Source organism: Pseudolabrys sp. (genome assembly GCF_050250095.1).
Taxonomy (GTDB): domain Bacteria; phylum Pseudomonadota; class Alphaproteobacteria; order Rhizobiales; family Xanthobacteraceae; genus Pseudolabrys.
The window spans coordinates 186,327-201,802 of record NZ_JBFWPH010000003.1 but is presented as its reverse complement, the minus strand read 5'-3'; the positions used below and the strand labels follow the sequence as shown (position 1 = coordinate 201,802).

The window sequence follows — 15,476 nt, the reverse complement described above, 5'->3', positions numbered from 1 at the left end:
CGGGGAACCCGGCGTAAAACTTGCAAGTCCATATGGCGCGTTGGCGATGCAGTTTGCGGCACTTCAATTTTGTCTTATGAAAGACGGGCGGACCGGGGGGGCTTCGCTGATATGACGCTCTTTATCGAACAGTGCCTCAACGGCCTTCAGTTCGGCCTGCTGCTGTTCCTGCTGGCGGCCGGGCTGACGCTCGTGTTCGGCATCATGGATCTCGTCAATCTGGCGCACGGCTCGCTTTATATGGTCGGCGCCTATTTCGCCGCGACGTTCACCGCCTTCTTCGACAGCTTCATCCTCGGCGCGCTGCTCGCGCTGCTCGCGACCCTGCTCGTCGGCATGGCGATGGAGGTGATCGCGATACGACGATTGTACGGGCGAGATCATCTCGACCATGTGCTGGCGACCTTCGGCCTGATCCTGTTCTTCGACGAGTCGGTGCGGCTGATCTGGGGCCCGGCCGGCCTCAGCCTGCCGCTGCCGTCCTGGCTCAACACCTCGGTGCAGGTGCTGCCCGGCATTAGCTACTCGGCCTACCGCCTCGCCATCATCGTGGTGACGCTGGCGGTTGCGGCGGGGCTTTATGTCCTCGTCATGCGGACCCGGATCGGCATGCTGATCCGCGCCGGCGCCACCAATCGCGACATGGTCAGCGCACTCGGCATCAACATCAAGCTCTTGTTCACGCTGGTGTTCGGCCTCGGCGCAGCGCTCGCCGGCCTTGCCGGGCTGATGCAGGCGCCGATCCTCACCGTGCAGATCGGCATGGGCGAGAGCATCCTCATTCTGGCCTTCGTTGTCACGGTGATCGGCGGCATCGGCTCGATCCGCGGCGCCTTCATCGCCGCCATTCTGGTCGGCTTTATCGACACGCTCGGCCGCGCGTTCTTTCCCGAACTGCTGCGCCTTGTGCTGCCCGGTGCGGCCGCCTCGACCGCCGCGCCCGCGCTGTCGTCGATGCTGATCTATCTTCTGATGGCGATCGTGCTGATCGTGCGGCCGGAAGGTCTGTTCCCGGCGGGTTCGAAATGACCGGCATGTTCACCGTCCGCAATGCCGTCGTCGTCGCCATGCTGGTGGCGCTCGCGCTGCTGCCCGTCTATTCGGCGCTGACCGGCGACCGCTTCATGCTGACGCTGTTCACCCGCATCGTCATTCTGTCGATGGCGGCGGTCAGTCTCAATCTCATCCTCGGCTACGGCGGCATGATGAGCTTCGGCCATGCCGCTTATCTCGGCGTCGGCGGTTACGCGGTCGGCATGCTGGCGCATGAAGGCATCATGTCGGGCTGGGTGCAGTGGCCGGTGGCGCTTGGCGCCTCCGCGCTGTTTGCGCTCGTCATCGGCGCATTGAGCCTGCGCACCCGCGGCGTCTACTTCATCATGATCACGCTGTCCTTCGCGCAGATGGCCTATTACGTCGTGGCCGGCATCGCGCGCTATGGCGGCGATGACGGCCTGACGATCTACCAGCGCAGCGATTTTAGCGGCCTGATCGACATGAACAACAAGACGCAGTTCTATTACGTCTGCCTCGTGTTGCTTTATGCCTCGATCTATCTGGTGTGGCGGCTGATCAATTCGCGCTTCGGCATGGTGATCCAGGGCTCGCGCTCGAACGACAACCGCATGCGCGCGATCGGCTTCCCGACCTACCGCTACAAGCTGGTGTGCTTCGTCATTGCCGGCACGATGTGCGGCCTGTCCGGCGCGCTGCTCGCCAACCATACCGATTTCATCAGCCCGGCGGCGATGTACTGGACGCGCTCCGGCGATCTCATCATCATGGTCGTGCTCGGCGGCATGGGCTCGCTGTTCGGTCCTGTGTTCGGCACCGTCGCACTGCTGGTGCTGGAAGAAACGCTGTCCGGCATCACAGAGTTCTGGCAGATCATCCTCGGTCCGTTGCTACTGCTTGTCGTGCTGTTTGCGCGCGGCGGCATCGACGGCGTGCTTGCGAAGGTGGGCCGTGGCTGAAGCGCTGTTGCAGATCGAAGGCCTCGCCAAGCGGTTCGGCGGCATCGTCGCGACCGACGACGTCACGCTGTCCATTCCGCAGGGCGAGCTGCACGCGATCATCGGCCCCAACGGCGCCGGTAAGACCACGCTGATCGCGCAATTGACGGGGCAACTGACGCCGGATCACGGCCACGTTCGCTTCGCCGGCGAGGACATCACCGCGCTGCCGACCTGGCAGCGCAGCCTGATCGGCATCGCGCGCTCGTTCCAGATCACCTCGCTGTTCCTCGATCTCAGCGTCATCGACAATGTCGCGCTCGCGGTGCAGGCGCATGCCGGCCACTCGTTCGAGTTCTGGCGCAATGCGCGCAAGGACGAAAGCCTGATCGAGCCGGCGCGGGCCGCGCTGGCGCGTGTTGGACTCGCCGGCCGCGCCAATGAAGTAGCGTCCGCGCTCAGCCACGGCGAGCATCGCCAGATTGAGCTGGCGATGGCGCTTGCCGGCAAGCCGCGCATGCTGCTGCTCGACGAGCCGATGGCCGGGATGGGGCCGGACGAGTCGGCGCGCATGGTGGCGCTGTTGCGCGAGCTGAAGAAGGAATACACGATCCTGCTGATCGAGCACGACATGGAAGCGGTGTTCGCGCTCGCCGACCGCATCAGCGTGCTGGTCTATGGCCGCGTCATCGCGACCGGCCTGCCGGAAGACATCCGCGCCAATGCCGAGGTGCGCCAGGCCTATCTCGGCGACGACGGCACCGGGAGCGGTCATCATGGCTGACCGCAACCTGCTCGAAATCGACAACGTCGAGACTTGCTACGGTCTTAGTCAGGTGCTGTTCGGCATCTCGTTCGCCATCGCGCCCGGCGAGATGGTGACGCTGATGGGCCGCAACGGCATGGGCAAGACCACCACCGTGCGCTCGATCATGGGGCTGACCGCGGCGCGCGCCGGCTCGATCCGTTTCGACGGGCGGGAGGTGCGCGGCCTGCCGTCCTATCGCATCGCCAAGCTCGGCCTCGGTCTGGTGCCGGAAGGGCGGCAGGTTTTCCCGACGCTGACGGTGCGCGAAAACTTGGTCGCCACTGCGGTCGAGCGCGGCGGCGAAGGCCGCTGGACCATCGACCGCGTCCACGATCTGTTTCCACGCCTCGCCGAGCGCGGCGGCAGCATGGGCAATCAACTGTCCGGCGGCGAGCAGCAGATGCTGGCGATCGGCCGCGCGCTGATGACCAATCCGCGCCTGCTCATTCTCGACGAGGCGACCGAGGGCCTCGCGCCGCTGATCCGCGCCGAGATCTGGAAGAGCCTCGAGCGGCTGAAGAGCGAGGGCCTGTCGGTGCTGGTGATCGACAAGAACGTCGAGGCGCTGACCCGCGTCGCCGACCGCCACTACATCATCGAGCGCGGCCGGGTGGTGTGGACCGGCCTGTCGCGGGAGCTTGCCGCCGCGACCGACATCCAGCACCGGTATCTGGGAATCTAGCGTTCGACGCCTTTTATTCGCTGTCATCGCCCGCGCAGGCGGGCGATCCAGTAATCACTGACGAATGATGTCTCGCAGGCGATTGCGTTTACTGGATGCCCCGCCTTCGCGGGGCATGACAGATGAGCGATTCGCACGGAAGGGATAAAGCGCGTCTACTCCGCCGGCTGCATCGCCGGCGATTTTCCGCCGGAAGCCTTGCCGCCTCTTGCGCCGCGGCCGCCCCACAGCCTGCGGTGCACCTTGTCGAGCAGCAGGTAGATCACCGGCGTCGTGTAGAGCGTGAGGATCTGCGATACCAGCAACCCGCCGATGATGGTGATGCCGAGCGGCCGCCGCAGCTCGGTGCCTGGCCCGACCGCGATGACGAGCGGCACTGCGCCCAGAAGCGCCGCCATCGTCGTCATCAGGATCGGCCGGAACCGCTCCATGCAGGCTTCGCGGATCGCTTCGACCGGCGGCAACCCGCGCCTGCGCTCGGCCTCCAGCGCGAAATCGACCAGCAGAATGCCGTTTTTCTTGACGATGCCGATCAGCAGGATGACGCCGATGAAGGCGATCACGGTCAGCGCGCTCCCGGTCACCTGCAGCGCGATCAACGCGCCGAGTCCGGCGGAGGGCAGCGTCGAGATGATCGTCAGCGGGTGCGCGAGGCTCTCGTACAGCACGCCGAGCACGATATAGACGGCGATCAGCGCGGCAAGCACCAGCAGCGGCTGCGCGGCGGCGGTCTGCTTGAAATCCTTGATGTCGCCGGCGAAGTCGGTGCGGATCTGATCCGGCAGGTGCATTTCGGCGACCGCCTGCTCGATCGCGGCGGTCACCTCCTGCAGCTTCGTCGTGTCCGTGAGATTGTAGGTGATCGTCACCGAAGGGAACTGGCCCTGATGGTTGACGACCAGTGGCGAGATCGACCGCTCGACATGCGCCACCGCCGAGATCGGCACCTGCGTGTTGCCGCTGCCGTTGACGTAGAGATGGCTGATGTCGGTCGGGTCGCGCAGGAACGGCTTGTCGACCTCGAGGATCACCCGGTACTGGTTGCGCTGGGTGTAGACGGTCGACACCTGCCGCTGCGAGAAGGCGTTGTTCAGCGCGTTGTCGACATCCTGAATGCTGACGCCGTAGCGTGACGCCGCCGCGCGGTCGATCACGACATTGGCCTGCAGGCCGCCCTGTTCGCGGTCGGTGTTGACGTCGGTGACGCCGGGCACCTCCTTCACGCGGTCGAGCACGCGCGGCACCCAGGTCTGCAGCGCCTCGAAATCGGCGCTCCACAGCGTGAACTGGTATTGCGAGTCGCTCTGGCGGCCGCCGCCGCGCAGGTCTTGCGAGGGCACCAGGAAGGTGCGGATGCCGGGAATGCGGTTGAGCTTCGGCCGCAGCCGGTTGACGACCTGCTGGCTCGTCACGCCGCCGCGCTCGTTGAGCGGCTTCAGACTGATGAACAGCCGCCCGCGGTTGACCGAGGCGTTGAAGCTCGAACCGCCGATCGAGGAGCCGAGCCCGGCGACGGCGGGGTCCGACAGCACCACCTCCATCGCCTTCAGTTGCAGGTCGCGCATCGCCTCATAGGAGATGTCGGTCGAAGCGGAGGTGCCGCCGAAAATGAGGCCGGTGTCGTCCTGCGGGAAGTAGCCTTTCGGAACTTTGACGAACAGCGCGGCGGTCAGCACCAGCGTCGCCATGAAGGCGACGAGGCCGAGCACGCGGTGGCGCAGCACGATGTCGAGCGTGCGGGCGTAAAAGGCGAGCAGGCGCGCCAGCACACCCTCGACCAGCCGGTCGAACCAGGTCGCGTCCGGGCTCGGCGGCGAGCGCACGAAGTAGGCGCAGATCATCGGCGTCACCGTCAGCGACACCACTGTCGAAACCGCGATGGCGAAGGCGAGCGTGACGGAAAATTCCCGGAACAGCCGGCCGACAATGCCGCCCATGAACAGCAGCGGGATAAAGGCCGCAATCAGCGAAATGCTGATCGAGACGACCGTGAAGCCGATCTGCCGCGCGCCTTCGAGCGCCGCGCGCAGCCGCGACTTGCCGGCCTCCAGATTGCGGAACACATTCTCGATCATCACGATGGCGTCGTCGACCACGAAGCCGACGCTCACCGCCAGCGCCATGAGCGAGAGATTGTCGATCGAGAATCCGGCCGCCCACATCGCCGCGCAGGTGCCGGCGAGCGACAGCGGCACCGTGACGCCGGCGGCGAGCGTCGCGGCGCCACGCCGCAGGAAACAGAACACGACGAGCATCACCAGCACGATGGTTGCGGCGAGCGTCAGCTGCATGTCGAGCACGCTCGCCCGGATCGTCTGGGTGCGGTCGGCCAGCACTGAAATGTCGAGGCCGGCCGGCAGCCATTGCTGCAATTCGGGCAGCAGGTCGTAGATGCGGTCCACCGTCTCGATCACGTTGGCGTCGGCCTGCCGCGTGATGACGAGCAGCACGGAGGGCTCGCGGTTGAACCAGCCGGCGGAGCGGCTGTTGCGCACGCTCGGCGTGATGGAGGCGACCTGCGACAGGCGGATCACCGTGCCGTCCACCGTCTTGACCACCAGCGGGTCGTAGTCCTTGGCGTCGCGCAGCTGGTCGTTGATGCCGATGGTGGTGGCGCGCCTCTCGCCGTCGAACGAGCCGAGCGGGCCGACCGCGTTGGCGTTGGAAATCGCGTTGCGCACCTGCTCCATGCTGACGCCCATCGCGGCGAGCCGGGTCGGGTCGACGCGGACGCGGACCGCCGGCTGCTCGGAGCCGGCCACCGTGACGTCGGCGACGCCGTCTACCTGCGCCAGCCGCTGCGCGATGATGCTGTCGGCGGCGTCGTAGATCGCGCTCGGCTGGATGGTCTTCGAGGTCAGCGCCAGGATCAGCACCGGCGAGGCGGCGGGGTTGCGCTTGCGGAAGGTCGGCAGCTGCGGCAGGTCGAGCGGCAGGTCGCTCAGCGCCGCGTTCAGCGCCGCCTGCACGTCGCGCGCCGCGCCCTCGATGCTGCGGTTCAAGTCGAACTGCACGGTGATGTTGGTCGAGCCGAGCGAGCTGCGCGAGGTGATCTCGGTGACGCCGGAGATCTCCGCGAGCCGCCGCTCCAGCGGCGCCGCGACTGTCGAGGCCATGATGGTCGGGTCGGCGCCGGGCCGCCCCGCGGTCACCGAAATGGTCGGCAGGTCGACGCTCGGCAGGCTGGCGACCGGCAAAAAGTTGTAGGCCACCGCGCCGACCAGAAACAGACCTATGGCCAGCAGCGTGGTGCCGATCGGCCTGCGGATGGCGGGGCGGGAGAAGTTCATCGGATGCGCCTATTCCACCGGCCGCCGCGTGGCGTATTTGCGCTCCAGCGTCAGCCAGAGCCGCAGCCGCTCCATGTAAAGATAGATCACCGGTGTGGTGTAGAGCGTCAGCAATTGACTGAGCAGCAGCCCGCCGATGATGGTGACGCCGAGCGGGTTGCGCAGCTCGGAGCCGGTGCCGCCTTCCAGCGCGAGCGGCAGCGCGCCGAACAGCGCGGCGAGCGTCGTCATCATGATCGGCCGGAACCGCAGCAGCGCGGCCTGCGTGATCGCCTCGCGCGGCGGCAGGCCTTCGCGGCGCTCCGCCTCGATGGCGAAGTCGATCATCAGAATCGCGTTCTTTTTAACGATGCCCATCAGCAGCACGATGCCGATCAGCGCGATCACCGACAGGTCGTAGCCGAACAGCATCAGCGCCAGCAGCGCGCCGATGCCGGCCGAGGGCAGGGTGGACAGGATCGTCACCGGGTGGATGAAGCTCTCGTACAGCACGCCGAGCACGATGTAGATGGCGACGATGGCGGCGAGGATCAGCCACGGCTCGCTGGCGAGCGATTTCGCGAATTCCGCGGCGTCGCCGGAATAGATGCCGAGCACGGAAGCCGGCACGCCGAGTTGCCGCTCCGCCGCGCTGATCGCGGTCACCGCGTCGGACAGCGCCGCCCACGGCGCGAGGTTGAAGCTGATGGTGACGGAGGGGAACTGCTCCTGATGCGCAATCGAAAGCGGCGCGGCGGTGTGCTCGAAGCGGGCGAAGGCCGACAGCGGCACCTGCGAGCTGCCGGTGACGGCGTTCGGCGTCGCGCTGGTGTTGGTGTTGAGCGTGCCGGTCGCGGTGTTGCCGGCGGTGGCGGTGGTGCCGGTCGAGGTGACGTTGCCGGTGACGTAGATCTTCGACAGCGAAGCCGGGTCGGTCTGGTAGCGCGGCTGCGCTTCCAGGATGACGCGGTACTGGTTGGCCTGTCCGTAGATCGTCGAAACCTGGCGCTGGCCGAAGGCGTCATAGAGCGTGTCGGTCACGGTCTGCATCGAGACGCCGAGCCGGCCCGCCTTCTCGCGGTCGACATTGACGAAGATGCGGGGGGCGCCGTCCTGCGCTTCGTTGGCGACGTCGCGCAGCGCCGGGCTCTGCCGCAGCAGCTGCGCGAGCTTGCCGGCCCAGTCGGTGACTTCCTCGGCGGTGGTGCCGGTCAGCGTGTATTGATACTGGCCGCGGCTGGAGCGCGTCGAAATCTGGATGTCCTGCGCGGCGCGGAAATAGACGGTGATGCCGGGGATCGCCGCCACCTTCTGCTTCAGCCGCTCGATGATGGCGTCGGCCAGCGCGCCGCGATCGTCGCGGGGTTTCAGCGAGATCGACAGCCGCCCGGCATTGGGCGTCGGATTGACGGGGCTGACGCCGATCACCGACACGACGCCGGCCACGTCCGGATCGTCGCGGATCACCGCTTCGGCCTGCTGCTGCAGGCGTTTCATCTCGGGGAAGGAAACGTCGACGCCGGCCTCGGTGACGGCGGTGATGAGGCCGGTGTCCTGCAGCGGCAGGAAGCCCTTCGGCATCACCACATAAAGTCCGATGGTGACCGCGACGGTCGCCAGCGTCACCGCGAGCGTGGCGGGCTGGCGTCCCAGCACCCATTCAAGGCTGCGATGATACCCGGCGATCGACCGTTCGATCCAGACGTTGAACCGCTCGGTCAGCGCGTTGCCGCGTTCCTCGGATTCCGGCCGCAGCAGCCGCGCGCACATCATCGGCGTCAGCGTCAGCGACACCACCGCCGAGGCGACCACCGCGATGGTCAGCGTCAGTGCGAATTCGCGGAACATCCGGCCGACGAGGCCGGTCATGAACAGGAGAGGAATGAACACCGCGATCAGCGACATAGTGAGCGAAATCACCGTGAAGCCGATTTCCTTGGCGCCGCGCAGCGCGGCGTCAAGCGGGTTCTCGCCCTTCTCGATGTGGCGGACGATGTTCTCGATCATCACGATGGCGTCGTCGACCACGAAGCCGGTGCCGATGGTCAGCGCCATCAAGGAAAGATTGTCGAGCGAGAAGCCGCAGAACCACATCACGCCGAAGGTGGCGATCAGCGACAGCGGCAGCGCGACGCCGGCGATGATCGTGGCGCGCACCGTGCGCAGGAAGATCAGCACGACCAGCACGACGAGGGCGACGCTGAGCACCAGCGTGAACTGCACGTCATGGATCGAGGCGCGGATGGTGTCGGTGCGGTCGTTGACGATGGAAATATCGACGCCGGCCGGCATCGCGCGGTTGAGCCGCGGCAGTTCCTCGCGGATGCGCGACACCACGTCGATCACGTTGGCGCCCGGCTGGCGCTGGATGTCGATGACGACGGCGGATTCGCCGCGATACCACGCGCCGACCTTGTCGTTCTCCAGCCCCTCGACCACGGTCGCGACGTCGGACAGCAGCACCGGCGCGTTGTTGCGGTAGGCGATGACGATGGAGCGGTACACCGCCGGATCGGTCACCTGATCGTTGGCGGCGATGGTGTAGGACTGGTGCGCGCCGTCGAGCGCGCCCTTGGCGCCGGCGACATTGGCGCCGACCACCGCCGAGCGCAGGTCCTCAAGGCCGATGCCGTAGGCGGCCAGCCGCGCGAGATCGGCCTGGATGCGGATCGCCGGACGCACGCCGCCCTGCACCGAGACGCGGCCGACGCCGGTGACCTCCGAGAGCCGCGGCGCGATGATGGTGTCGGCCATGTCGCTCAGGGTGCGCATGGTCTGCGTCTTCGAAGTCAGCGCCAGCGTGATGACCGGCGTATCGGCCGGGTTCACCTTCGAATAGAGCGGCGGGTAGGGCAGGTTGCGCGGCAGCGAGGAGCCGGCGGCGTTGATCGCGGACTGCACGTCCTGCGAGGCGGCGTCGATGTCGCGGTTGAGGTCGAACTGCAGCGTGATCTGGCTGATGCCGAACGAGCTTGAGGACGTCATCGCCTCGAGCGCGGGGATCTGGCCGAACTGGCGTTCGAGCGGTGCGGTGACCAGCGCGGTGATGGTGTCGGGCGAGGCGCCCGGCAGCTGCGTCGTCACCTGAATGGTCGGGAAGTCGGTCTGCGGCAGCGCCGACACCGGCAGCCACCAGTAGCCGAGCGCGCCACCCAGCATCACCGCGATGCCGAGCAGCGAGGTCGCAATCGGCCGCCGGATGAAGGGTGACGAAACGCTCATTGCGCCGTGCCGCCTCCACTGCTGCTGGGCGCGGCGTTGTTGCGCCGCTGGCCGCGCGCGCCACTACGCTCGCCATTGCGGCGTTCGCTCTGTGGAGCGCCGGCGGCGGGCGCCGCGCCTTGCGGGGACGACACGCTGATCTTGCTGCCGTCGGTCAGGTTCACGAAGCCGGTGGTGACGACCTTCTCGCCGGGTTCGAGACCCTTGCCGATCACCGCCTGCAATTCATCCTGCCGCGTCACCGTCACGTTGCGCACCGCGACTGTGTTGTCGTCCTTGACCGTGTAGACGAAGGTGCCCTTCGGCCCGCGCTGCACCGCGCCGGTCGGCACCACGATCACCTGCTTCAGCGTGTCGACCAGCAGCCGCACATTGACGAACTGCCCCGGCCACAGTTGCAAATTCCTGTTCGGCAGCTCGGCCTTGAGCCGCACCGTGCCGGTCGACTGGTCGACCTGGTTGTCCACCACAGTCAGCGCGCCGTGGTCGATAATCGCGTCGGTGTCGGATCGCATGGTGTCGACCGGCAGCGCGTCTTTCTCGAACGCGGAGTTGACCTGATCGAGGTTCTGCTGCGGGATGTTGAACACCACCGAGATCGGCCGGATCTGCGTGATGACGACGATGCCGCTGGTGTCGGACGAACGCACGATGTTGCCTTCGTCGACCGCGCGGATGCCGGTGCGGCCGTCGATCGGCGCGACAATGGTGGTGTAGCCGAGGATGGCGCGGGCGTTGTCGATCGCGGCCTGGTCGGACTGCACCTGCGCGCCGAGCTGCGCGACCAGCGCCTTCTGGGTGTCGGCCTGTTGCTGGTTGATCGAATTGGTGGCGGCGAGCCGCTCGTAGCGTTCGAGGTCGCGGCGCGCGTTGGAGAGCTGCGCTTCGTCCTGAGCCTTCTTGGCGACCGCCTGATCGAGCTGGGCCTGATAGGTGGTTGGATCGATCCGCGCCAGCACGTCGCCCTTCTTGACGTCCTGGCCTTCCTTGAAATTGATCGCAATCAGCTTGCCGTCGACCTGCGGCCGCACGGTCACGATATTGAGCGCGCGCGCGGTGCCGACCGCCTCGATATAGACCGGCACATCGGCGCGCTTGGCGATGTCGGCGAGCACCGGCACCGGCGCGTTGCCGCGGGCGAACCGTCCGCGGCCGCGCTGCTGCGCATCGCCGCCGGTGCTGCCGCTGAAGGCGTAATAGACCGCGCCGGCCAGCGCGATCATCAGCAGGATCGCGATATAAACGCCCCAGCGCCGTCCGGTTGCCGGAGCGGTTTTGGCGTCTGCGGGTTTCGGTGCGTCACCGTGCATTGTCGGCAACCTCCGGTTTCGGCAGCCAGCCGCCGCCGAGCGCCTGATAAAGGCTGACGACCGCCTGCAGGCGGGCGAGCCGCGCCTGCGTCAGCGCGTCGAGCGCCTGATAGAGCGACTGCTGGGTGTTGAGCACGGTGACGAGATCGACGGTGCCCTCGCGCAGCCGGCGCTCCGAAATGTCGAAGGCGCGCCGCGAACTCGACACCACCTCGCGCTGGATCTGCTCGCGCCGCGCGGTCTGCCGGATCGCGTCGAGCGCGGTTTCGACATCGGCGAAGCCGGAGATCACCGCCTTGCGGTAGGCTTGCAGCAATTCGTCCTGCCGGCCTTTCTGCAGATCGAGATTGCCGAGCAGCAATCCGCCCTGGAAGATCGGCTGCGTCAGTCCGGCGGCCGCCGAATAGAACGCCGACTGCGGGCTGATGAGCGTCTTGAGCACCGCGCTCTGGTAGCCGCCTTCGCCGGTCAGCGCGATGTTCGGGAAAAACTGCGCGCGCGCGTTTTCGACATTGGCGCTGGCCGAGGCGAGTTGCGCTTCCGCCTGGCGGATGTCGGGGCGCTGCGCGATCAATTCGGAAGGCAGGCCGGGCGTCACCCGCGGCACCGCGACGCTGTTGAGCCGGCCGCCATGCACGGTCACGCGCTGCGGCGGCATCGCGATCAGCACCGCGAGCGTGTTGCGGTTCTGCGTCACGGTCTGCTCGAGCTGCGGGATCGCGGCGCGCTGGGTGTTGACCAGGCTTTCCTGCTGCGCGGTGTCGAGTTCGGAAGCCGTGCCGGCTTCGAGCCGCTGCTTGATGAGGTTCAGCACGCGCGTCGCGCTTTCGACGTTCTCGCGCGCGGTGCGCAGCCGGTCCTGCGCGGCGAGCACCTGGAAATAGGCGTTGGCCGCGGCGGCGACGGTCGACAGCGTGACGACCTCGCGCTCGTAGCGGCTCGCCACCGCGGTCTCTTCCGCGGCGCGCAGCGCGGCGCGGTTCTTGCCCCAGAAATCGATCTCGTAGCTCGCCGACAGCGAGGCGGAGAAGGTGCGGTTCTCGGCGCCGCTGCCGAGCCGCGAGGAGGACTTCGACTGGCTCGCATCGCCGTTGAGGTCGAGCGTCGGCAACAGGGCGGAGCCGGCGATGCGGGCCTGCGCGTCGGCCTGCACGATGCGCGCGATCGCGGCGGCGATGTCGAGATTGGCCTCGCGCGCCTGTTCGACGATCGCGGTCAGTTCGCGCGAGCGGAAGCCACGCCACCAGTCGAGCTTCGGCAGCGTCGCTTCGGCGGCGCGCTCGGAGCGCGGGCCGGCGCGATAGGATGCCGGAATGTCGAGTGCGGGGTCCGGCTTGTCTTGCAGCAAGCATCCGGCCAACGGCATCGCGACGCCTATCCCAATGCTTGCGGTAGCCATGGTGCGCAGGATCGCTCGCACGCCGCTGTCCGCCCTGCCGCCACCCATAAAGACCGACTTTCGCAACGCTCACGAGGATCGCCGGATTATACGCAGACTGTCCGGCAGGAAGGCGGAATTATCGGCCGATTGGGTCGCAAGCAAGCCGCAGTACCTTAAACTTTTGTCATTTGGCGCGGATTTCAGGGCGTCTTTCGCAGCCTCGTCCCGCGACGTCGCACTGTGGACAGCGATACCGGCGCGCGGCTGTCGCCGGGGCGCCGCACCGGGCTGAAAACTGTCGCGACATCATCACATTAGTGCTATCGCCGTAATCCGGTCTTGAATGTGCCCCGATCATGGGCGAGGAAGCACTCGAAATTCGCACGTCGAGGTGGGAATGAATCGCGAAACCCGTGTCTTTTTTACCGCTCTGATGATGTCAGCCGGAGCGGTCGCGCTGGCGTCTGCGCCGGCGAACGCACAATCCGGCCCGTCGCAGACCGGCTCGATCGGCCGGCATGGTTCCGAGCGCCCGGTCGCTTATGACCAGTTGCCGGCGGGAACGCTGTCGCAGGAAGAGCGCGACGCGCGCGAGCAGGAAGCTCTGCGCCAGCGCTACTGGCGTGAGCGCCGCGAGGCCGAGGCGGGCACGCCTCCGGCTTCCGCGGTTCCGGGTGCCGCGCCCGCGCCGGGCGCCCAGTTGCCGCAGCCGGCTTTCGCAGCCCCGCAGGGCCAGCCGTCCGATCCGTCCACGCCGCGCCCGCCCGGCGCCGTCGGCGTTGCGCCTCCGGGCGCGAGCGCGACCTCGGCCACCGTCGCCGCGCTGCCGCCGGAAGATCAGCCGGAAACCGGTACTCCGAAGGAACTGCCGCCGAACCTTCAGCGCCAGATGGTCGACTTCCAGTCCAAGGAAGCGCCCGGCACGCTGATCGTCGATACCGACAACACTTACCTCTATCTCGTGCTCGGCAACGGCAAGGCGATGCGTTACGGCATCGGCGTCGGCCGCGAAGGCTTCACCTGGGCGGGCACCGAGCGCGTCTCGCGCATGGCGGAATGGCCGGACTGGCATCCGCCGGCGGAGATGATCGAGCGTCAGCCTTATCTGCCGCGCTTCATGGCCGGCGGCGACGGCAACCCGCTCGGCGCGCGTGCGCTCTATCTCGGCAAGACGCTGTACCGCATCCACGGCACCAACCAGCCGTCGACGATCGGCAGCTATGTGTCGTCGGGCTGCATCCGCCTGCTCAACAAGGACATCGAAGACCTCTACAGCCGCGTGCAGGTCGGCACCCGCGTCGTGGTGTGGCCGAGCAAGAAGCCGGCTGCGCCGCCGCCGACCAACATCGCCGCGCCGAACACCGCGCAGGCGCAGTTGCCGCCGGCGCCGGCTGCTCCGGCTCCGGCGGCGAACGCCGCTCCGGTTCCCGGCCAGCGCGCGCCGGGTTCGGCCGCGCCGCCGCTTGGAGCGCCGACCACCGTTCGGTGAGGATCGTCGTTTGAAAGTTTCGGACGGGCCGCCTAACCGGCGGCCCGTTTCGTTTTGGCGCCGCCGGCGATCGCCGCGTTGACGCGCGGCATCACCTGTTCGGCCATCAGCTGCATCGAGCGCTTGCCGAGCGCCGGATCGACCCAGTCCATGCCGGCATAGACGATCTCGCCGAAATCGCCGGTCTGCTCGCGCATCGCCAGGATCTTGTCGACCACGTTGTTGACGGTGCCGGCGATGACGCAGTGATCCATCACGAAGTCGAGCGTCACCTCGTCGTCCGGCTGCTCCTTGTGGCTCTTGAAAACATAGAGCCGGTTGCCGCGCTTCATCTTGGCGTGCATCTGCTGGAAGTAGAAACGGTAGGGGCTGTTGTCGTCGTCGCGGCCGTAGCGCCGCGCGGTCGCCTCGTCGTCGGCGACGAAGATGGTGCGCGCGACGCGCCAGTCGGAAATGTCGGCCTGCTGGCCGGCTTCCGCCTTGCCCTTTGCGTAATTCGTCCAGTGCGAGGCGAGGTGGCAGGGCAGCAGGAAGTTCGCGGACAACGGATGGAAGTCGCGTTTGCCCATCAGCACGACGCCCGGCGAGAACGGCGCGACCACGGTGCCGACGATCTCCGGCCGCGGCTTCTGGAACGGCTTGCCCATATAGCCGACGCCGAGATGCAGCGCCGCGCCGCGGTCGATCGTCACCTTGAAGCGGTTGTCGGGGAAATCGATGTTGTAGGGCGGCTCGCGCTCCCAGATCGCGAGGATGACGTCGATCGACTCGGCAAACATCTTGTTGCGGTCGAGATCGAGAATGCCGAGCGCCTGCGCGTCGGACGACAGCGCGCCGGGGCTGATGCCGAAGATGAAGCGGCCCTGCGCCATGTGGTCGAACATTGCGGCATGCGCGGCGACCAGCACGGGGTGCATGTGCGACAGGTTCGAGGTGCCGGTGGCGAGCTTGATGTTTTTTGTCGGCTCGATCAGCGACGACAGGAAGATCATGCTGTTGGTGACGTTCTCGCAACGGTCCGCGAGATGCTCGCCGACGAAAGCGTCATGAAAGCCGAGCTTGTCGGCGAGGATGATCGCCTCGCGGTCCTCGCGCAGCGTCTCGCTCCAGTCGCGGTGCATCGGATGCACCGGCATCGTGAAGTAACCCAACCGCATTGCTGACGCCTCCACACTCAGTCCGGTGTCAGGTTAGCCGAGCTTGCCCGTCAATGCAGCAAAGCCCGCTTTCCGCCTTTCGTCGTGCGGCATGGTGGCGTGTAAAACTGCGGCCGCCCTTTCGGGCTACGAAAAGCAGCCGCGCTCTTTCGTCCATTCAAAAAACCGCCTGTGGCGCAAGGCATTTTTTCTGATGATCCGCCTAT

10 protein-coding genes are annotated in these 15,476 nt (G+C 66.9%); 5 read left to right on the top strand and 5 right to left on the bottom strand.

The window, feature by feature from the left end; translation table 11 throughout:
• Positions 1 to 111: 111 nt before the first annotated feature.
• Genes AB7F10_RS10375 through AB7F10_RS10360 form a run of 4 tightly spaced genes read left to right on the top strand, consistent with a single transcriptional unit; the run spans position 112 to position 3,442 of the window.
• Complete coding sequence (locus AB7F10_RS10375) at positions 112 to 1,029, top strand: branched-chain amino acid ABC transporter permease (RefSeq protein WP_428560471.1); 918 nt, start codon at positions 112 to 114, stop codon at positions 1,027 to 1,029.
• On the top strand, positions 1,026 to 1,973 hold the full coding sequence (locus AB7F10_RS10370; RefSeq protein WP_428560468.1) for a branched-chain amino acid ABC transporter permease: 948 nt from the start codon (positions 1,026 to 1,028) through the stop codon (positions 1,971 to 1,973). The genes AB7F10_RS10375 and AB7F10_RS10370 overlap by 4 nt, the downstream gene beginning before the upstream one ends.
• The gene (locus AB7F10_RS10365; protein WP_428560466.1) at positions 1,966 to 2,736 is read left to right on the top strand and encodes an ABC transporter ATP-binding protein; all 771 of its coding nucleotides are present in this window, start codon (positions 1,966 to 1,968) and stop codon (positions 2,734 to 2,736) included. Before AB7F10_RS10370 ends, AB7F10_RS10365 begins: the two co-directional genes overlap by 8 nt.
• Positions 2,729 to 3,442 carry an ABC transporter ATP-binding protein gene (locus AB7F10_RS10360; protein WP_428560464.1) on the top strand — a complete coding sequence of 238 codons (714 nt, stop codon included), beginning with the start codon at positions 2,729 to 2,731 and terminating at the stop codon, positions 3,440 to 3,442. The genes AB7F10_RS10365 and AB7F10_RS10360 overlap by 8 nt, the downstream gene beginning before the upstream one ends.
• A 155-nt stretch (positions 3,443 to 3,597) precedes the next feature.
• Here AB7F10_RS10360 and AB7F10_RS10355 read toward each other — a convergent pair whose 3' ends face one another.
• From AB7F10_RS10355 to AB7F10_RS10340, 4 genes are read right to left on the bottom strand one after another with little or no spacing between them, the layout of a single operon-like run.
• Positions 3,598 to 6,732, bottom strand: coding sequence for an efflux RND transporter permease subunit (locus AB7F10_RS10355; RefSeq protein ID WP_428560461.1), 3,135 nt, complete (start codon positions 6,730 to 6,732; stop codon positions 3,598 to 3,600).
• A gap of 9 nt (positions 6,733 to 6,741) precedes the next feature.
• Positions 6,742 to 9,933, bottom strand: coding sequence for an efflux RND transporter permease subunit (locus AB7F10_RS10350; RefSeq protein WP_428560458.1), 3,192 nt, complete (start codon positions 9,931 to 9,933; stop codon positions 6,742 to 6,744).
• Entirely contained in the window at positions 9,930 to 11,243 is a 1,314-nt protein-coding gene (locus AB7F10_RS10345; protein ID WP_428560456.1) for an efflux RND transporter periplasmic adaptor subunit, read from the bottom strand. Before AB7F10_RS10345 ends, AB7F10_RS10350 begins: the two co-directional genes overlap by 4 nt.
• Positions 11,233 to 12,609: an efflux transporter outer membrane subunit gene (locus tag AB7F10_RS10340; protein WP_428560454.1), complete on the bottom strand. Its 1,377-nt coding sequence runs from the start codon at positions 12,607 to 12,609 to the stop codon at positions 11,233 to 11,235. The genes AB7F10_RS10345 and AB7F10_RS10340 overlap by 11 nt, the downstream gene beginning before the upstream one ends.
• A gap of 412 nt (positions 12,610 to 13,021) precedes the next feature.
• On the opposite strand from AB7F10_RS10340, the gene AB7F10_RS10335 reads away from it, so the two are divergent.
• Positions 13,022 to 14,113: a L,D-transpeptidase family protein gene (locus AB7F10_RS10335; RefSeq protein WP_428560452.1), complete on the top strand. Its 1,092-nt coding sequence runs from the start codon at positions 13,022 to 13,024 to the stop codon at positions 14,111 to 14,113.
• Between the two features lie 32 nt (positions 14,114 to 14,145).
• On the opposite strand, the gene AB7F10_RS10330 is transcribed toward AB7F10_RS10335, so the two are convergent.
• A complete protein-coding gene (locus AB7F10_RS10330) occupies positions 14,146 to 15,270 on the bottom strand; it encodes an LLM class flavin-dependent oxidoreductase (protein ID WP_428560450.1) in 1,125 nt (374 codons plus the stop codon).
• Between the last annotated feature and the right edge of the window lie 206 nt (positions 15,271 to 15,476).